Consider the following 19,476-nt stretch of genomic DNA (forward strand, 5'->3'; position numbering starts at 1 on the left):
TTAAATTGTCTCTTCCATTCGATGATCGACTCTGTGAGGCGCTGTTGCGGGCATCGTGTTGACCCCTGGGGATGATGGCGCCGCCATGGTCAGCGCAATGCGATGCGATTTGAGAGTTCGCCGATGCCGCTGATCGTGACAGTCACGATATCGCCGTCGGCGAGGAATTGAGGCGTGGCCATCGCATAGCCGACGCCTTCGGGCGTACCGGAGGCGATGATGTCGCCGGGCTCAAGTGTCATGCCTTTCGAAAGTTCGGCCAGAATGGTCGGGATGTCGAAGATCATCTGCGACACCCTGGCACACTGGCGAGTCTCGCCGTTCACGGTGGTGCGGATCTCAACCGAACCGATATCCGTCACCTCGTCGCGGGTGACGATCCAGGGCCCCATCGGGCAGGACTGGTCCAGGCTCTTCCCCTTGAACCATTGGTCGTGCCTGCGCTGCAGGTCGCGGGCGGTGATGTCATTGATGACAGTGTATCCGAACACGTGATCCATCGCGTGTTCCGGCGCGATATCGCGGCCGCCCTTGCCGATGATGATGCCGAGTTCGCCTTCATAGTCCATGCGATCGCTGACGCGCTTCTCGAAACTCAGCGCTTCGCCGGCGGCGGCAAGCGCCGTGCGCGGCTTCGTGAAGATCTGCGGCGCCTGCGGGACGTCGATCGCCAGTCCGCGTGCGCGATACCCCTCCTCCACATGGCCGAGGTAGTTACGGCCGACGCAGAATATGTTCTTTCCCGACGCCGGGACCGGCGCGAGCAGCTTCAGGCCGTTCAGCGGCCTGGGCGGCACGGTTCGGGAAAGCGCCGACCTGATCGCGACCAGCGCGTCGGGCCCGCCGCGAAGCACGTCGAGAAGGCTGGCCGTACCCGGTATTCCCAGCGCGGCGAGATCGACGACATCGCCGTCGACGACCACACCGCTCCGCACATCTTCGCAGTCGAGAAATAAGATGAACCGCACGCAGCCCCCTAGGATAACGATAAAACTGATTGAAGTTCAAAAATATCGATATTATGAAAGGACGCAACCCCCTTTCGGAGGATATTGGATGGCGGGAGTGTATGCAGCGTTGGAGGAAGCGCTGTGCCGTGCTGGCGACGCGACGATCATCGAATGGGCTGGGCGTGCCCTGCATGGCGGTGATGTCATCGCGGGGGCCGAGGCAGCCGCAGGCGTGCTCGCAGCATCAGGGGTGGGCGCCGGGGACCGTGTCCTCGTCCAGGTCGAGAAATCCCTGGAGGCGGTATTCCTCTATCTTGCCGTGCTCCGACAGGGCGCGGTGTTTGTGCCCCTCAACACGGGCTATCGCACGAAGGAATTCGCATACTTTCTCGATGACGCATCGCCCGGGCTCGTTATCTGCGATCCGTCCGCCGCGGACGAATATGCGCCGATGGTTCATGGCGCAGGCGCGCAGCTGCTGACGCTGGATGCCAACGGCGAAGGCACATTCTCGGATCAGGCGAGCGGCATCAAGGCCACTGTTGATGCCGCCCTGGTCGAGGACCACGCTCTCGCCGCCATGATCTACACGTCCGGCACCACCGGGCGATCCAAGGGCGCGATGCTCAGCCAGGCCAATCTGCTCAGCAATGCGCTTGCGCTCGGCCGGATCTGGGACATGTCGCGAAGCGATGTGCTGGTCCACGCGCTGCCGCTGTTCCACATCCACGGGCTGTTCATCTCCCTGAACACGGCTTTGCTCGCCGGCACGTGCATACGGCTGCTGCCGCGCTTCGACATAACGCTGGTCCTCGACGCATTGCCCGGCGCAACGGTCTTCATGGGTGTGCCGACCTATTATGTCCGCCTTCTCGGCGAGGCCCGCTTCGAACGGGAGGCGACGAAGGGTCTTCGGCTTTGCATTTCCGGATCGGCGCCGCTGCTGCTCGAAACATTCGATGCGTTCGAGGAGAGGACCGGCAGGGCGCTGCTCGAGCGTTACGGGATGTCGGAATGCGGGGTCATCGCCTCCAACCTTCCCGGCGCCGGAATTCGCCGCGGCGCGGTCGGCCTGCCCCTGCCGGGTGTCGACATGCGGATCGCAGGTGACGACGGATCGGCACTGCCTGCGAACACGATCGGTTCGGTGGAGGTGCGAGGGCCGGGCGTGTTCTGCGGCTACTGGCGGATGCCGGAGAAGACGCGGGCCGAGTTTCGGCCGGACGGCTTCTTCATCACCGGCGACCTCGGGCGGGTCGACGGCGAGGGCTACCTGCATCTCGTCGGTCGTGCGAAGGACATGGTGATCAGCGGCGGCCTCAACGTCTACCCGAGTGAGGTCGAGGCGGCCATCGATGCGCTCGCCGGCGTTGATGAGAGCGCCGTTATCGGTGTTCCTCACGCGGACTTCGGGGAAGCGGTGGTGGCGGTCGTCCGCTTGCAGCCGGGCGAACGCGGCGACGCGGAGGCTGTCATCCGCGCGCTCAAGGGGGAACTGGCCGCGTTCAAGGTGCCCAAGGCGGTCGTGTTCACCGACGATCTGCCGCGCAACACGATGGGAAAGGTTGAAAAGGCGGCGCTCCGCAATGCGCATGCCGCCCTGTTCGCATCGGTAGCGGCGTGATGCACCTTCCAGACTTCCAGGCACTGCTGAAGCGCTCGCTGTCACCGGCCTCGCCGTCGGCAATCGCTCTCACCCGCCAGTTGGCCAGGGGGAGCGGGGATGCGGCCGGCCCGCATGTCGCCAACGCCCTCGCCGCCGAATTGAGCGGGCTCGACGATGGCAGGCTCGGTGAATATTTCGCCGTCGTCGCGAACGAACTGCGCGCGGAATGGCAGACTGTCATCCATCAGCTCAACCTCGCGGAGCGCGGGACGGCATTGCTCGTCGACCTTCGGCGCAGACTGCTGGCGCTCGCGAAATCCCGGCCGGAGCTGGCGCAGCTCGAACGTGAATTGCAAAAGATCCTGACATCCTGGTTCAATGGCGGCTTCCTGACGCTCCGCCGCATCGATTGGGACAGTCCCGCAAGCCTGCTCGAACGGCTCATGAAGTACGAGGCGGTGCATCCGATCACGAGCTGGCCAAACATGCGCCGGCGTCTCGCCGCCGATCGTCGCTGCTTCGGATTCTTCCATCCCGCCCTGCCCGATGAGCCGTTGATCTTCGTGCAGGTTGCCCTCACGCGCGAGATAAGCCCCTGCATAAGCGCGATCCTGGAGGCGCCTGTCGCCGAGGATCAGGCGCCGACCACGGCGATCTTCTACTCGATCAGCAACTGCCAGAGAGGCCTGAACGGCATCCCTTTCGGCAACCTCCTGATCAAGCGCGTCGTTACGGCATTGCACAAAGAGCTGCCGAGCCTCACCACCTTTTCCACCCTGTCGCCAATCCCTGGCTTCAGGCGCTGGCTTGAACGCAGCGGCGAAGAGAAAACCGGCTTGTCCGATGGAGACAAAGCGTTGCTCGAGATGCCGCGGTGGTGGGACAGCCCGGAGAGCTTCAAGGCCCTCGAATTGCCGCTTAGGCGGGCGGCGGCGCGTTATCTGACGTGCGCGTCGGAAGGCCGCGCGGCAGATCCGGTGGCGCACTTTCATCTCTCCAATGGCGCGCGGGTCGAGCGGATCAACTGGGGCGCGAATCTCTCCGACAGCGGGCTCGAGGAAAGCTACGGCCAGATGGTCAATTACCGCTACCGCCTGGACCGCATCGAGAAGTCGCAGGAGGACTATCGCCTGGGTAGGATCGCCCGGACGCGCTCGATAAACTCACTTTTGCGCACGCCGATGCGGATGCCTTTCTTCGGATCGGACGTGCAGTCTCGCAGGAGCGTCGCCCATGGTTGAAGCTGTGATCAACACGCGCGCGTCGACCGCGTATCTTCGCATCCGGGAGGCGATCATCGTCGGGCGGTATCAGCCGGGCGCCCGGCTCCACGTTCATGATCTGGCCAGCGAGCTCAAGATCGGCCCCAGCCCCATTCGGGAAGCGCTGAACCGTCTTGTCAGCGACGGCCTTGTCTCGCTGCAGGACCAGCGTGGATTCCGGGTGGCGTCGCTCGATCTCTCTGACCTCGACGATCTGACCGACGCGCGCTGCTGGGCGAACGAAGCCGCGCTTCGGGCCTCGATCCAGCGCGGCGGTCAGGAGTGGGAAGAGCGCCTTATCCTCATGCTGCACCGCCTTCGCAGGGCGCCGCGTCTTGTCGAAGTCGAGACCGGACTGCGCGGCGAGCAATGGGAAAGCGCCCACGACGAGTTTCACAATGCGCTGATCGGCGCCTGCGGCTCATCCTGGATGCAGGCGTTCTGCCAGAAGACCTCCGACGCGGCAGCGCGCTATCGCGCCATCTCGCGAAGCGCGATCGCCGGTCAACGCGGCGATGAGGAGGAGCACATGGCGATCGCTGAAGCGGCGATTGCGCGAAACGAAGACAAGGCCGTGGGTCTGCTCACCGAGCATCTGCGGCGTACGCGCGATCTCGTTGCGAACAATTGGCAGCGCTGAGCTGCATCCTCGAATTCGAAAGTCTCTGAATGCCTGAAGTCACCCCCGCCGCAATCGAGCCTGACGACGAGACGCGCAAAGAGAAGGCCGATCTCGGTGCTCTGCTCGACGCGGCGCCGGTGCGGCGCGGCCACATCGTCACGACGGCCGTGCTGCTTTGCGTTCTGCTGATCGACGGGTTCGACCTCGCGGTGACCGGGCAAATCCTGCCCGCGATCGCCGCCACGCTCGGCGTGACCACTGCCAGCCTCACCGGGGCCTTCGCCATGCAGCCCATTGGTCAGGCGCTGGGCGGGGTGCTCCTGTCACCGCTGGTTGACGCCTACGGTCGCAAGCGCACGCTGATGGTGCTTCTGGCGCTATTATCGGCGGTCACCCTGCTCAGCGTGTTCGTGAGCAGCGTTGCCGAATTCGCGGCAACCCGCTTCGTCGCCGGCATGCTGGGCGGCGGGTTGCTGCCGGCAGTTGCAAGCCTGGTTGCCGATATCTCGCCGATCAAACGGCGTTCGGCCATGGTTGGCATCGTCTATTCGGGCCTCGGCGTCGGCACCGTGCTCGCCAGCGTGCTCGTGGCCGTATCGCTCGATCACGTGGGCTGGCAGGGAATGTATGTGATGGGGGCATTGGCACCGCTGCTGATCATCGCGCCGGTGCTGTTCCTCATCCCGGAGTCGCCTCTGCACCTGGCGCGCAAATCCGCATCGCCGGCGCATATTCTCGGTGCCCTGCGCAAGCTGGGCATCATGCTCCCCCCCGGCACCCGCTTCCGCGAGCCGCCAGTGCGGACCGGTAGCCGCATTTCGATCATCGAGGTCTTTCGCGACCGTCGCGCCGGTTTCACGCTGGTGCTCTGGCTGACCTGCATCTGCGGCCAGATCAGCGTGCATCTGTTTACGCTCGGCGCGATCTTCTTCCATGAATTCGGAGCCGTACCGCTCACAAGCTACGCCGCTTATGCCTCGGTCGGAGGCCTCGCCGCCATCGTCGCAAGCCTGTCGACCGGTTTCGTGCTGGACCGCTTCGGGCGCTACCGCGTGATCGCGGTCTACGCGCTCATCGGCACGCTTTCGCTGGTCGGGATGGGGGTCTTTCCGTTCGGAAGCGCGGGCTTCGTTGCCGCCATCATCTGCGCCGGCTTCTTCGCGGTGGGCACGTATCAGTCGCTCAACATCCTCACCCCCATCGTCTATCCGGCCGCATTGCGCAGCGCAGCGGTCGGCTGGAAGGGCGGCGCCTCGCGGCTCGGCAGCAGCGCGGCCCCCCTTATCGCTGCGGCATTGCTGTCACAGCAACTGGGCCTGCAGGTCGCCATGTCCGTGGCTGCTGTACCGCTCCTGCTGGTGGCCGCACTGGCGCCGGCGCTTGCGGTCCTGGAGCGGCGAATGCTTTCGCCGAGCGATGCGTGATGGCTTTGCGGGTCTCTCGCCGGCGCGGATCAGCCAATACGCGCAAGCTTTTCGAACGGGCAAAACTTAGACTTTGTCCATGCCTGCCCCGAGCCGAGCCAAAGTGCGAATGACCCGGGCGCGCGCAGTCACACATCGCGGTTCGCGTTGCCGCGCTGTCCGCTCCACCGCCGTCGATCGGAGGCGAGCCTGTGCCGAATGAAGGAAAACGCGTGCTGCGGTCGCAGTCCTGGTTCGCAGGGCGCGGTGCGCAGAACTTCGCGAACCGCAGCTGGGTCCGCAGTCGCGGCGTACCGATGGACCACTTCGACGGGCGCCCCGTGGTGGGGATCTGCAACACCTGGTCGGAGCTGACCCCTTGCAACTCGCACTTCCGCGACCTGGCGCAATATGTCCGCGAAGGCATTCTCGAGGCGGGCGGCGTGCCCATGGAGTTTCCGGTCACCTCGCCCGGCGAAATGCTCACCCGGCCGACAGCCATGCTGCTGCGCAATCTGTGCAGCATGGACGTCGAGGAAACGCTCCGCGGCAATCCGCTGGATGGCGTGGTTCTGCTCATGGGCTGCGACAAGACGACCCCGGCGCTGCTGATGGGTGCTGCCAGCGTCAATCTGCCCACCATCGGTCTGTCGGCGGGCCCGATGTTCAACGGAAGCTTTCGCGGCAAGCCCTTCGGCATCAAAGACGCGTGGGAAATGGCGGCGGACATGCGCGCCGGACGGGCGACCAACGCAGATTTCGAGGAGGCGGAGAGTTGCCTTACCCGCACGGTGGGGGTCTGCAACGTGATGGGCACGGCCTCGACGATGGCCTCTATGGTCGAGGTGCTGGGCGTCGGGCTGCCGGACAACGCCTCGATTCCCGCGATGGATGCCCGGCGGAGGGTGATGGCGCGCATGGCCGGCCGCCGCATCGTCGACATGGTGCGCGAGGATCTGACGCTCGACAAACTGCTCACCCGCGAAGCGTTCGAGAATGCCATAAAGGTTAACGCGGCGATCGGCGGCTCGACCAATGCCGTCATCCATCTGACGGCGGTTGCGCGGCGGATGGAGGTGCAGCTGGATATCGAGGATTGGCACAAGGTCGGGCGCGGCGTGCCCACGCTGCTCAACCTCCAGCCGTCCGGCAGCTACATGATGCAGGACTTCCACGAGGCAGGCGGGTTGCCGGTGATCATCCGCGACCTGTGCGCGTCAGGAATCCTGCATGGCGATGCCCTCACCGTGACCGGCAGGACGCTGGCCGAGAACAATGCGGACGCCATCTGCCGGAATCCGGAGGTGATCCATAGCGTGGCAAAGCCTTTCATGGCCGATTCGGGGGTCGCGATCCTGCGCGGCAATCTTTGCCCCGACGGCGCCGTCATCAAGCCATCGGCTGCCGAAGGGCGACTGCTCAAGCACACGGGGCGCGCAGTGGTTTTCGAAAACCAGGAAGACCTCATGCGGCGGGTCGACGACCCGGATCTCGATATCGACCCCGATTCGGTGATGGTCCTGAAGAACTGTGGTCCAAAAGGCTTTCCGGGCATGCCGGAGCTGGGAATGCTGCCGATTCCGGCTAAGCTTCTGAAACAGGGCGTGACGGACATGGTGCGCATCTCGGACGCCCGCATGAGCGGAACGTCGTTCGGGGCTGTGGTGTTGCACGTTTCGCCCGAGGCGGCCGTGGGCGGAGCGCTTGCCGTGGTGCGCGATGGCGACTTGATCGAGCTCGACGTTGCCGCGCGGCGGCTTGAACTGCTCATTTCGGAGCAGGAATTGCAGGAACGGCTGGCAGCATGGCAAGCCCCCGACCCTGTGGTCACGCGGGGATACGTCAAGTTGTACGTCGATACCGTCAACCAGGCCCATGAGGGCTGCGATCTGCAATTTCTGGTGGGCAAGAGCGGCAGCGACGCGCCGGCGGCTCAGCACTGATACGCGATTAGGAGAACGATCTTGGAAACCGCTTTGGCCCGCGACGTCGAGACGCTGGACGACCGTTACCGGGTCAAGGACGGCTGGGTCTACATGACAGGCATACAGGCGCTGGTGCGCCTGCCGCTGCAGCAGCGCGCGCGCGATGATGCGGCCGGATGGAATACGGGCGGCTACATCTCGGGCTACCGCGGGTCGCCACTGGGCCGTTATGACATGGAACTCTGGGCCGCCGACAAGGCGCTCAAGGACGCGAACATCGTGTTCCGCGCCGGCCTGAACGAAGACCTCGCCGCCACTGCGATTTGGGGCGCGCAGTACGTTGGCACCTTCCCGGGTGCCAAGGTCGAGGGCGTCTTCGGCATCTGGTACGGCAAGGGCCCGGGCGTCGATCGTTCGGGCGATGTCCTGCGCCATGCCAACCAGGCCGGCACATCGCCGAAGGGCGGCGTGTTGTGCCTGGCGGGGGACGACCACGGGGCGAAAAGCTCCTCGGTCGCCAACTTCTCCGATACCATCCTCATGGCCGTTGGCATTCCCGTGCTCTACCCGTCCAACACGCAGGAATTGCTGGACTACGGCCTTCATGGCATCGCCATGAGCCGCTTTTCGGGTTGCTGGGTGGGCATGAAGGTGGTGACCGACGTCGTCGAAGGCGGCGGATCGGTGTACGTGGGCGCGGACGCTCCCGCAATCACCATGCCCGAACCGCCGAGCCAGCCCAGAGACCCGTTCGGCGCGGGCTATAACATTCGCGGCTTCGACATGCCGCTTCCGCAGGAAGATCGGCTGTACAACCACAAGCATGCCGCGGTGCTCGCTTATGCGCGGGCCAATCAGCTCAACCGCATCGTCGCAGCGCCGCACGGGGCCGGTGTCGGCGTCATTGCGGCGGGCAAGGCGTGGCAAGACGTTCTGCAGGCGCTGGGGCGCAACAGTGAGGCGGCGGGTGGCGAGCAAAGCCGGTTCGCCGATCTCAAGCTGTTGAAAATCGGTTTGGTCTGGCCGCTGGATCCGCAGATCGTGCGCGAATTTGCGCAGGGGCTGCACACCATCGTGGTGGTCGAAGAAAAGCGGCCCGTGCTGGAAGACCAGGTGCGCACCATCCTCTATGGCCGCGCCGACGCACCGCGTCTGGTGGGCAAGAGTTTCGAGGCCGGGCCGTTCGAGCCGGGCCGCGCCGACGTCGCGTTTCCGAACGCCAGCGAGATTTCCCCCACGATGGTGGCCGACGTGCTGGCCCGTGTGCTGGGTCACGATGCGCCGGTGGCCGCGCAGCCCGTCAGCCCGTCCGCGAAGGTGCCGGGCCCGACGCGTGTGGCCGGCTTCTGCTCAGGCTGCCCACACAATCGCTCGACAAAGGTGCCAGCAGGCAGCCGCGCGCTGGCCGGCATCGGCTGCCACAGCATGGCGCTGCTGGTGAACCCGCAGCAAACCACCACCTGGTCGCATATGGGCGCCGAAGGCGTGATGTGGCTCGGCCAGCAGCCGTTCACCGCCGAGCGCCACGTGTTCGCCAACATCGGCGATGGCACGCTGGCGCACTCAGGATATCTTGCGATCCGCCAGGCCGTCGCGGCGCAGGTGCCGATCACCTACAAGGTGCTGTACAACGGCTTCGTGTCCATGACGGGGGGACAGCCTGTCGAGGGCAACCTCAGCCCGCAGCAGATCCTCGCGGGCTTCGCGGCAGAGGGCATCCGCAAGATGGCGGTCGTCACCGACGAGCCGGATCGCTATGCCGGAGTGTCTCTGCCCGAGGGCGTCAGCGTGCATCACCGCACCGCGATGGACGCCGTGCAGCGCGAGTTCCGCGAATATTCAAACGTGTCGGTGATCCTGTACGATCAGGCGTGCGCGGCGGAAAGGCGGCGGTTACGCAAGCGAGGCAAGCTGCCTGACCCCGACAAGCGCGCGTTCATCAACGCAGCCGTCTGCGAAGGCTGCGGCGATTGCGGCGCGGTTTCAAACTGCATGTCGATCGAGCCGCTCGAGACCGAACTCGGCCGCAAGCGCCGGATCAACCAGGGCACCTGCAACAAGGACTATTCCTGCGTGGAAGGGTTCTGCCCCAGCTTCGTCACCGTCGAGGGCGGCAGGCTGCGACGGGCAGCTGCGCGTGTCGATACAGGCGCCCCCTCTCGCCCCTATCCGCACGCCCTGCCCGAGCCTGACATCGCGCCGCTCGAACGCGTGCACAGTGTGTTGATCGGCGGTATCGGCGGGACGGGCGTTGTCACCATCGGCCAGACCCTGGCCGTGGCAGCGCATCTCGAAGGGCGCTACAGCTCCAATCTCGATGTAACCGGCTTCTCCCAGAAATACGGGGCCGTGACCTCCCACGTGCGCTTTGCGCCCGATCCCCAGATGCTCCACGCCACGCGCATTGGCGTTGGTGAGGCGGATGCCTTGATCGGCTGCGATCTTATTGTCGCGGCGTCGGACGAAGCGCTCGCGAGCCTGCCGGCCGGTCACGGACGCGCGGTTGTATCGACGGAACTCGTGCCCACCAGTGATTTCGCGCGCAACCCCGATTGGCAGGTCGATCCGAAGGCACTCATTGCGCGGATCGAGGCTGCGGTGGGCAAGGCCGGTCTTGTGTTGATGAATGGCCAGCGTCTGGCCACTGCGTTGGTCGGCGATCCGATCGGGGTGAATATGTTCATGCTGGGCGCGGCCTGGCAATGCGGGCTCGTTCCTTTGGGCAGGGCGGCGATCGAGCGGGCCATCGAGCTCAACGGCGCGGCCGTGCCCATGAACAAGGAGGCGTTTCTCTGGGGGCGCCGCGCCGCCCACGATCTGTCGGCGGTGGAGGCGTATCTGCACGACCGGCAGCCGGCCAGGGTTATCCCATTCGTGCCGCGCCAGACTCAAGGGCTCGACCAGATCGTCGCGCATCGTGTCGAACATTTGCGGGCGCACAGCGGCGAGACCCATGTGCCCGCGTACACCGCGCTGGTCGAAAAGGTGCGGACGCTCGAAGCCGGCCTCACAGGCGGCGATGCGCTCACCAAAGCGGTGGCGCACAATTACCACCGCCTGCTGGCGGTGAAGGACGAATGGGAGGTCGCGCGTCTCTATTCGCACCCCGACTTCCGTGCGGCGCTGGAGGCGGAGTTCGAAGGACCGATCCGGCTGCGCATTCAACTGGGCGTCTGGCCGTTCGCCAAGAAAGACCCGAACAGCGGCAAGCCCATCAAGGGTGAGGCCGGAGCCTGGGTGCTGCAGGCCATGAAGGTGATGGCGCGCCTGCGGGGCCTGCGTGGAAGCTGGCTCGATCCGTTTCGCAACACGTCCGATCGCGTCCTCGATCGCCAGCTCCTCGCCCGGTACGAAGCCGATCTTGGCGCTGCGCTGGCCGATCTTGGCCCCGAAACCCTGGAGACCGTCACACAGCTCGCGTCGCTGCCCCAATCGATCCGGGGCTACGGCCATGTGCGGGCGGCGCAGGCCCAAGTTGCTGCCGCGAAGCGCGATAAGCTCATTGCGCAATTGGAAGTCGTGCGGCGATAGAGGGCCAAGCTGGCCTTTTGGGCTCCCCCTATGTCGGGAACACTATCGCCCGATATCGGGAAGCCTCTCCGCTTACCTATCTGGACAGCGCTGCCAGAGTCATGATCTGGGCGGAACACTGTACCGCAGTCACGCGTGTCCCCGTCGAGCTAAAGATTCCTGAACCGAGGCAAGGCGGGTTACGCCTGCACCTCGACGAAACTGTCCAGAACCCGCTTTTCGCCCGCGTGGTCGAACGCGACTTCCAGCTTGTTGCCTTCGATCGCCTTGATCGTGCCGCCGCCGAACTTCTGGTGGAAGACGCGCATGCCGATGGAAAGGTCGCGGCGGGGCGGGGCGCCGACGGTGACCGAAACCGGTTTCGCGTCGATCTGTGTCGCCGTGCGGGTGGGGCGGCCGTAGGTCTGGGCGCGCTGCCAGCCGGGGCCGTGGCCGCGCTGCGTGGCGCGGCTTACATCGGCGAAGGGATCGCGTTCGTCGAGCGCGGCGCGCCACAGCGAGGCGCCGCCGGAGAGCGAGGTTTCGGCTTCGATGTGCTCGCGGGGCAGCTCGTTGACGAAGCGTGAGGGGATGGACGAGGTCCACTGGCCGTAGACGCGGCGGTTCGCGGCGTGGAGGATCGTTGCTTCCTGCTTGGCGCGCGTGATGCCGACGTAGGCGAGGCGGCGTTCTTCCTCCAGGCTCTTGAGCCCGCCTTCGTCGAGCGAGCGCTGCGAGGGGAAGACGCCTTCCTCCCAGCCGACGAGGAAGACATGGTCGAACTCCAGCCCCTTCGCGCCGTGCAGCGTCATGATCGTGACCTTGGGTTCGTCGCGGGATTCCTCGTTGTCCATCACGAGGCTGACGTGTTCGAGGAACGCCTCCATCGATTCGAACTCTTCCATCGCGCGGGTGAGTTCGAGCAGGTTTTCGACGCGGCCCTGCGCTTCGGTGGAGCGGTCGGCCTGCCACATGGCGAGATAGCCCGATTCCTCGATGATGATGCGGGCAAGCTCCGGGTGGGGCATCTTGTCCGCGTGGTGCCCGCGCCAGCGGCGGAAATCCTCCGAAAGCTGTGCGAGCGCCTTGCGCGCGGCGGGCGGGATTTCGTTGGTGCCTGCAATGTCCGACGCGGCGACCGAGAGCGGTGCGCCCGTGGCGGCGGCGAACTGGTGGAGGCGCTGCAGGCTCTTGTCGCCGAGGCCGCGCTTGGGCGTGTTGACGATGCGCTCGAAGGCAAGATCGTCGGCGGGCTGGGCGACGACGCGGAAGTAGGCGAGGGCGTCGCGGATTTCGAGGCGGGCGAAGAAGCGCGGCCCGCCGATGATGCGGAACGGAATGCCGACGCGCACGAAGCGTTCTTCGAACTCCAGCATCTGATATTGCGCGCGCACGAGGATGGCGACGTGGTCGGCGGAAACACCGCGGCGCTGGAGGTTTTCGATCTCCTCGCCGACGCGGCGGGCTTCTTCGGGGCCGTCCCACACGCCGAGCACGCGGATTTTTTCGCCGCTGTCGGCCTCGGTCCACAGCGTCTTGCCGAGGCGGTCCGCATTCTGCGCGATGAGGCCGCCCGCTGCGCCGAGAATGTGGCCGGTGGAGCGGTAATTCTGTTCGAGGCGGATCACCTTGGCGCCGGGAAAATCCTTCTCGAAGCGCAGGATGTTGGCGACTTCGGCCCCGCGCCACGAATAGATCGACTGGTCGTCGTCGCCCACGCAGCAGATGTTCTTGTGCTTTTGTGCGAGCAGGCGCAGCCACAGATACTGCGAGACGTTGGTATCCTGATACTCGTCGACGAGGATGTAGCGGAAGCGCGTCTGATACTGTTCCAGCACGTCGCGGTGCTTGGCGAAGATCGTCAGCATGTGCAGCAGCAGGTCGCCGAAGTCGGTGGCGTTCAGCGCCACGAGCCGCGCCTGATAGGCGGCGTAGAGCGTGCCCGCCTTGCCGTCCGCGAACGCCCACACCTCGTCCTTGGGCAAGGTCTCCGGCGTCCAGCCGCGATTCTTCCACTTGTCGATGACGCCCGCGAACTGCCGCGCGGGCCAGCGTTTCTCGTCGAGATCGGCGGCGGTGATGATCTGCTTCAGCAGGCGGATCTGATCGTCGGTATCGAGGATCGAGAAGTTCGATTTCAGCCCCACAAGCTCGGCGTGGCGGCGGAGCATCTTCGCGGCGACGGCGTGAAAGGTGCCGAGCCAGCCCAGCCCCTCCGACACATCGCCGATGACGCTGTGCATCCGCTCGCGCATCTCGCGCGCCGCCTTGTTGGTGAAGGTGACCGCAAGGATTTCGGAGGGCCACGCGCGCTGCGTGTAGATGATGTGCGCAAGCCGCGAGGTCAGCGCGCGCGTTTTGCCCGTGCCGGCACCCGCCAGCATCAGCACGGGGCCTTCGGTCGTGAGCACGGCATCGCGCTGCGGCGCGTTCAGTCCCTGGAGATAGGGGGGTTCATCGCCTCGGGTCATGGGAACGGATACACTCATGATATGCTGTGATAGTCTCTATGATGCTGTCTTGGCCAGCGTGAAGAACATTTTGTGAACGGAAGCAAGATGCGGAAGACATGGATCGGGTTCGGTGCGGTGACGGGAACGGCGGCGGTCGTTGCGATCGTGCCCTATTTCATAGACTGGAACTGGTTCAAGCCGCAGCTTGTTTCGGCCGTGGAAGAAGCGACGGGCTTCGACGTGGATGTGTCGGGCGACATCGGGTTTTCGCTGTTGCCCAGCCCGCGCCTTTCCGCTGAAGGGTTGACCGTTACGGGGTTCGGATCGAGCCGCGAGCCGCTGGTGAAAGCGGAAAAGCTCTCCGCCGCAGTCGCGTTCCTGCCGCTTCTCTCCAAGCGTGCCGAAGTGAAATACATTGCGCTCGAAACGCCTGTCGTGCGTCTCATCAGCTATGCCGATGGCACGAGCAACTGGTCCGATCCCGCGAAGGCGGAGACGGGATCTTCGGGCGGTGAACTTTCGATCGAGGACTTCCGGGTCGAGAAGGGCACGTTCATCCTGCAGTCGCCGCAGGGCGAGCCGACGCGCATCGACGATATCGACATGAACGTGGCCATCGCGAGCGCTGCGGGGCCGTACACGGTGGAGGGTTCGCTGCGCTACGGCACCATGCCGGTGACGCTGAAGGCCGGCTACGAGCAGGGCGGCGTAAAGCTGGACGCGACGCTTGCCGACGCCGGGACAGTGGCCTTCGCGGGACGGATCGGCGAAGCGGAAGGCGATGCCGCCACACCCGTTTCAGGCAGGCTCACGCTCAGCGGTGAAAAGCTCGGCGACCTGCTTGCCGCGCTTAGCGGCGGCGAGGCTTCAAAGGCGCTCGCTTACGCCAAGCCCGTGCAGCTCAAGGCGACCGTCGACGGGACGATGGAGGCGCTTCGCATCGCGGATATCTCCGGTACGGTCGCGGGATCGAAATTCGGCGGCGCTTTCGATGTGGAACGCGGCGCGCGCACCGCGATCAGCGGCCGACTGGTCGTCGATGCGATCAATGCGGCGGACTGGATGTCCGACGCGGCGAGCGAGGATAACGAACCGTTCGAACTTCCCGAGACCATCGACGCCGACGTGTTCGTTCGCGTGAACGATGCGCGCTACGGCGAGATGCAGCTCGGGGCGGTGAATGCGCCCGTGAAGCTGGCGAACAGAGTGGTGACGCTGGGCGATACGCGGCTTGCGCTTGCGGGCGGGGGCAGCGCCGTCGTGCGCGGGCTGCTCGATGCGGCGGACGGCAAACCGCGTTTTCGCGGACGCTTCGGCACCAGCCTGCCGCGCCCGGCGCAGACGCTCGCGGCGTTCGGGACGGACGGTTACACGTCGCTGCCGCCCGCGACGCTCGGCGGCACGATCGAATACTGCGACGATACCGTGACGCTCGGCGACCTCCGCGGAACGCTCGATGGGAAGGCCGTCGGCGGCAAGGTTCATTATCCGATGGACGAAGCGCTGCCGATCGACGTCACGCTTGGCCTGCAGGGGCTGAACTGGGACCGCGTGGTTTCGAAAGAGTCCACCGCTGCATCCGGCGAGCCGTTCGCGCGGACGGTGAACTTCGACGTGCGGCTCGGCGAACTGCTGATGAGCGGGAGCCGCTACGGCGGCATCACCGCGAAGGGAAGCTACGGGGCCGACAAGGTGACGCTTGCGCAGGCCGTGGTGCAGGAGGCGATGGGCTTCGGCGTGACCGCGAAAGGCAGCATCGACAAGCTCTCCGCCGCGCGTGCCGCAGACCTCGCGCTCGGCCTTGCCGGCGAAGGCGTGAAAGGCGCCATCACCGTGAAAGGACCGATGGCCAAGCTCGATATCGGCGGCGCGGTGAATTATGCGGGCGCCGAGATCGGCCTGAACGGCTGGGTGCGAACCGAGCCGGACGTTGCATACCAGCTCGCGGCAACCGCCAGGGCCCCCGAAGCGGGCGCCGTGCTGGCGAGGCTTCAGGACGAGCCGCGCGCTGCAAAGCTCGGCCCGCTCGATCTCGGTATGCAGATTACGGGTGCCGGCGATACCGCCAAGATCACCGGCATCGCCGGCAAGATCGGCAACATGACGCTTTCCGGCGATGCGTCCGTGAACACCGGCGGATCGGTGCCGGTGGTGAACGCCGTGCTGAAGGCGGGCGTCGTGCCGGTATTGGCGCTGATGGGCGACGACGGCACCGGCGCTGCCGAGGCGGCGGCCGGAAAGGGCGCGCGCTGGTCTTCCGAGCCGCTCTCGTTCGACTGGATCCGCAATTTCAACGGCCGGATCGCGCTGACGGCGGAGCGCGCGATCTACGATGCCTACGTACTGGAAAAGCCGGCGCTGGCACTCGTCAGCAAGGGCGGAACACTCGATATCGAAGGCTTGAAGGGGGGGCTTTACGGCGGAACCTTCACGGCGTCCGGCGCTCTGACCTCCGGCGACGCGCAGGGCATGGCGCTCAAGATCGCGCTGAGCGGCGTACCGGTCGAGCCGTTCCTGAAAGCGGCGATGGCAAGTACGCCAGCGACCGGCACGTTCGACATGACCGCGAGCATCTCCGCGCGCGGCCGTTCGCAGAAAGCCCTGATGTCGTCGCTTGCCGGGCCGGTGCGTATGGCGGCAACGAACGGCGTGATCCGCAAGGTGAACCTGAAGGCGCTCGACGAAGAACTGAACGATCTGCGTTCGCTCGACAGCTTCGTAAGGTTCGCGGGCACCGCGCTGAAAGGCGGCGAGACGCAGTATCGCACGCTTGCGATCGACGCGACGGGCAAAGGCGGCCGCTTCAACATCGACAAGGTGACGAGCGACATGGACGGCGGCAGTGTGACCGCGAAAGGCTATGTGGACATGGGCGCCTGGTATGCGGACAGCGTTGCCACCATCCGCCTCGGCAGCCACAAGGATGCGCCCGCGATCCCTGCCACCATCAAGGGGCCGCTCCCCGTGCCGGAGGTCAAATACTCGCTCGGCCCGCTGCAGGCCTGGTTCGGCAAGCGTATCGCGCTTGTCGGCATCAAGGCGGCGGTCGGCGGCGACAAGCTCGATCTCGGCAGCCTGATCGGCGGCAAGAAGCCGGCAGCCGCCGTGGCGGACGGTGAAACGCCAGCGGAAGCCGCGCCGCAGAAGAGCGTCGAAGACGAACTGGGCACCGCGCTCGGCAAGGGGCTCGGCAAGCTGTTCGGGAAGAAAAAGCCCGCCGAGGAGGAGTAGGATCAGGGCTTATACGGGCCGCAGAAGATGCAGTCGCGCCTTCCCCACGTCGCGCACGGCGTCCACGGTATAGCCTTCGGGCGCAAGCGTTTCGCCTCGCACCGTTTCCACGCTGATCCACGCGCCGGGCGCTAGCCAGCCGCCACTGCGCAGCCCGGCGAGCGCGCGGTCGCCGAGACCCTTGCCGTAGGGCGGATCGAGCAGAACGAGATCGCACGCCATCGGCGTGGTGCCGGGCGTTTCAGCGCTGCGGGAAAGCACGATCGTTTTGTCCGTCGCGCCCAGTTTCGCGATGTTGGTCTTGATCGCGGCGAGCGCCGAGCGGTCGGTCTCCACGAATATCGCGTGCGCTGCCCCGCGCGACAAGGCTTCGAGTCCGAGCGCGCCCGTTCCCGCGAACAGGTCGGCCACGTTCAATCCCTCGAACGTGCCGAGGCGGCTCGTCAGCATCGAAAACAGCGTTTCGCGCGCGCGGTCGGCGGTCGGCCGCGTTTCGGCGCCCTCAGGCGCCACCAGTGGCCGTCCGCGCCACGCCCCGGCAATGATCCTCATTTGGCGGGAAGGCGGCTCCGCAGCCGCGAGACAAGATCGTCGGGCACCTGTTCGACACCGCGAACGGGCAAATCTTCCAGTTCGAAGGGGCCGTAGCCGACGCGGATGAGCCGCGCGACCTGAAGGCCGATATGTTCCATAACCTTGCGGACCTCGCGGTTCTTGCCCTCGGTGATGTTGATGACGAGCCACGCATAGGCACCGGATTTGTGCTCGATATCGGCATTGATGGAGCCGTAGCGCACGCCTTCGATGGTCACGCCTTCCGCCAGCGCCTCCAGCGAACGCGCGTTCACATTGCCGAACACGCGTACGCGATAGCGCCGCACCAGGGCGTTTGCGGGCAGTTCCATCGCACGCTTGAGCTCGCCGTCGTTGGTGAGCAGCAGCAGGCCCTCGGTATTCATGTCGAGGCGGCCGATGGTGACGAGACGCGGCAGGTCTTTGGGCAACAGGTCGTAGATCGTCGCGCGGCCCTTGGGGTCGCGCGCGGTCGTCAGGCAGCCCGTAGGCTTGTAGAAGCGGTAAAGCCGCGTGGCGCTCGTGACCGCGACGGGATTGCCGTCCACCGTGACTGCGGCAAGCGATGTCAGGTTGAGCGCGGGCGAGGTGAGGACCGTGCCGGAAACGGCGATGCGACCCTCCTCGATCATGCGCTCGATATCACGGCGCGAGCCGACACCCGCGCGCGCCAGCAGCTTGGCGATGCGCTGCGGCGCGCCCGTGCGATGCGTTGCGGGCGCTACGGAGCTTTCGGCGCGCCGCGCCGGACGCTCGTCGGACCGTGCCGGGCGCTCGTCGGTACGGCGCGAGGGGCGGCCGTCTGCGCGGCGGGAAGGGCGTTCGTCACCGTCGGGTCGGCGGCCCGGATACGGCCGGCGTTCACCCACGGGTTTACCGGGGCGTTCATCGGCGGTCCGCTCGCGGGGCGTCCGCTCCCGGGGGGGGCGTTCGCGGGGTGTCCGTTCCCGGGGCGGCCTCTCACGATCCGGGCGCGCGGCGCGGCGCTCGCCGGCACGCTCCCCGGCGCGCGGGCCGTCGATTGCACGCTCATCAGCGCGGCTGTCCGAAGGAGGGCGCGGACGCCGGGGAGCGCCGTCGCGCGGCGGGCGGGCAGGGCCGCCGGCTTTCGATGGACGGCGGGGCGGCCCGGAACGGGTAGGAGGTTTCGACATGCTGCCCAACTGAACCGGAAGCAGGGAATTGGCAAGCCCGCCACTTTCCGCTAGTGGCATGCCGCCGTGCCCCTGTGGCGGAATTGGTAGACGCGCTCGACTCAAAATCGAGTTTCGCAAGAAGTGTCGGTTCGAGTCCGACCGGGGGCACCAGAGACCGTCCGTGGACGTCCATTTCCGTCCGTCAAGTGACTGGTTTTCCTATATTATTTTTGCTATGGTGTCCGCACTTAATCGGGCAAATTCACCCGATACCATGACGATACCATGGTATTATTCGTGGTATCGAGTTGCCCTCCGGAAGGAGGTACCATGCGACTCTCGGCGCTGGCGATCCGCAACGCGAAACCGCGTGACACACCCTACAAGCTCGGCGACGGGCACGGCCTCTATCTGCTCGTAAAGCCGAGCGGCACCCGCCTCTGGCGGATGAACTACGCATACATGGGGCGGCAGAAGACACTCTCCTTTGGTGAGTGGCCGTTGCTCAGCCTCGCCGAAGCCCGCGTGAAGCGCGACGAAGCCCGTCGCACCCTCGCGGCCGGGCTCGACCCGTCCGAGGAGCGGAAGCTGGAGCAGATGCGTGCGGAGCTTGCCGCCAGCAACACGTTCCGGGCGATTGCCGAGGAATGGTACCTCAAGAACGAACGCGAAGGCCTTTCAAGCCCCGCGCTGGCGAAAATCCGCTGGCTTGTGGACCGGCGTGCAAAAGGGACCCCGTTAGCGGGGTGATCGGCGTCCAATAGGGACCCCTCATTTCGATGGTTTAGGCAGCGGCCTGGTTTTC

The 19,476-nt window shown here is 65.7% G+C and carries 12 protein-coding genes and 1 tRNA gene; 9 read left to right on the forward strand and 4 right to left on the reverse strand.

Annotated features, from left to right (window positions below):
- Positions 1 to 89: 89 nt before the first annotated feature.
- Entirely contained in the window at positions 90 to 968 is an 879-nt protein-coding gene (locus GGQ98_RS14860; protein ID WP_184070898.1) for a fumarylacetoacetate hydrolase family protein, read from the reverse strand.
- 88 nt (positions 969 to 1,056) lie between these two features.
- Here GGQ98_RS14860 and GGQ98_RS14865 point away from each other — a divergent pair, with 88 nt between their 5' ends.
- From GGQ98_RS14865 to GGQ98_RS14890, 6 genes are all read left to right on the forward strand, one after another.
- A complete protein-coding gene (locus GGQ98_RS14865) occupies positions 1,057 to 2,574 on the forward strand; it encodes an AMP-binding protein (protein ID WP_184070900.1) in 1,518 nt (505 codons plus the stop codon).
- Positions 2,574 to 3,797, forward strand: coding sequence for a malonyl-CoA decarboxylase domain-containing protein (locus GGQ98_RS14870; protein ID WP_184070902.1), 1,224 nt, complete (start codon positions 2,574 to 2,576; stop codon positions 3,795 to 3,797). The genes GGQ98_RS14865 and GGQ98_RS14870 overlap by 1 nt, the downstream gene beginning before the upstream one ends.
- Entirely contained in the window at positions 3,790 to 4,458 is a 669-nt protein-coding gene (locus tag GGQ98_RS14875) for a GntR family transcriptional regulator (RefSeq protein ID WP_184070904.1), read from the forward strand. Before GGQ98_RS14870 ends, GGQ98_RS14875 begins: the two co-directional genes overlap by 8 nt.
- Before the next feature lie 29 nt (positions 4,459 to 4,487).
- A complete protein-coding gene (locus GGQ98_RS14880; RefSeq protein ID WP_184070906.1) occupies positions 4,488 to 5,864 on the forward strand; it encodes an MFS transporter in 1,377 nt (458 codons plus the stop codon).
- Between the two features lie 191 nt (positions 5,865 to 6,055).
- Positions 6,056 to 7,786, forward strand: a complete 1,731-nt coding sequence (locus tag GGQ98_RS14885) for a dihydroxy-acid dehydratase (RefSeq protein WP_184070908.1) — start codon at positions 6,056 to 6,058, stop codon at positions 7,784 to 7,786.
- Between the two features lie 21 nt (positions 7,787 to 7,807).
- On the forward strand, positions 7,808 to 11,299 hold the full coding sequence (locus GGQ98_RS14890; protein ID WP_184070910.1) for an indolepyruvate ferredoxin oxidoreductase family protein: 3,492 nt from the start codon (positions 7,808 to 7,810) through the stop codon (positions 11,297 to 11,299).
- A gap of 179 nt (positions 11,300 to 11,478) precedes the next feature.
- Here the strand turns inward: GGQ98_RS14890 and GGQ98_RS14895 are convergent, their stop codons facing one another.
- Positions 11,479 to 13,767 (reverse strand): ATP-dependent helicase, encoded by a 2,289-nt coding sequence (locus GGQ98_RS14895; RefSeq protein WP_184070911.1) that lies wholly within the window; start codon positions 13,765 to 13,767, stop codon positions 11,479 to 11,481.
- A gap of 69 nt (positions 13,768 to 13,836) precedes the next feature.
- Between GGQ98_RS14895 and GGQ98_RS14900 the strand changes: the two genes are divergently transcribed.
- A complete protein-coding gene (locus GGQ98_RS14900) occupies positions 13,837 to 16,962 on the forward strand; it encodes an AsmA family protein (RefSeq protein WP_184070913.1) in 3,126 nt (1,041 codons plus the stop codon).
- 9 nt (positions 16,963 to 16,971) lie between these two features.
- Here GGQ98_RS14900 and rsmD read toward each other — a convergent pair whose 3' ends face one another.
- Complete coding sequence (rsmD, locus tag GGQ98_RS14905) at positions 16,972 to 17,514, reverse strand: 16S rRNA (guanine(966)-N(2))-methyltransferase RsmD (RefSeq protein WP_184070915.1); 543 nt, start codon at positions 17,512 to 17,514, stop codon at positions 16,972 to 16,974.
- A complete protein-coding gene (locus tag GGQ98_RS18695) occupies positions 17,511 to 18,404 on the reverse strand; it encodes a pseudouridine synthase (RefSeq protein WP_341534227.1) in 894 nt (297 codons plus the stop codon). The genes rsmD and GGQ98_RS18695 overlap by 4 nt, the downstream gene beginning before the upstream one ends.
- A gap of 353 nt (positions 18,405 to 18,757) precedes the next feature.
- Between GGQ98_RS18695 and GGQ98_RS14915 the strand changes: the two genes are divergently transcribed.
- Both GGQ98_RS14915 and GGQ98_RS14920 read left to right on the forward strand, forming a co-directional pair.
- A tRNA-Leu gene (locus tag GGQ98_RS14915) sits at positions 18,758 to 18,842 on the forward strand.
- Positions 18,843 to 19,001: 159 nt separating this feature from the next.
- Positions 19,002 to 19,421, forward strand: a complete 420-nt coding sequence (locus GGQ98_RS14920) for an Arm DNA-binding domain-containing protein (RefSeq protein WP_184070920.1) — start codon at positions 19,002 to 19,004, stop codon at positions 19,419 to 19,421.
- Positions 19,422 to 19,476 lie beyond the last annotated feature (55 nt).

It is taken from the genome of Sphingosinicella soli (genome assembly GCF_014199685.1).
GTDB classification, from domain to species: Bacteria; Pseudomonadota; Alphaproteobacteria; order Sphingomonadales; family Sphingomonadaceae; genus Sphingosinicella; species Sphingosinicella soli.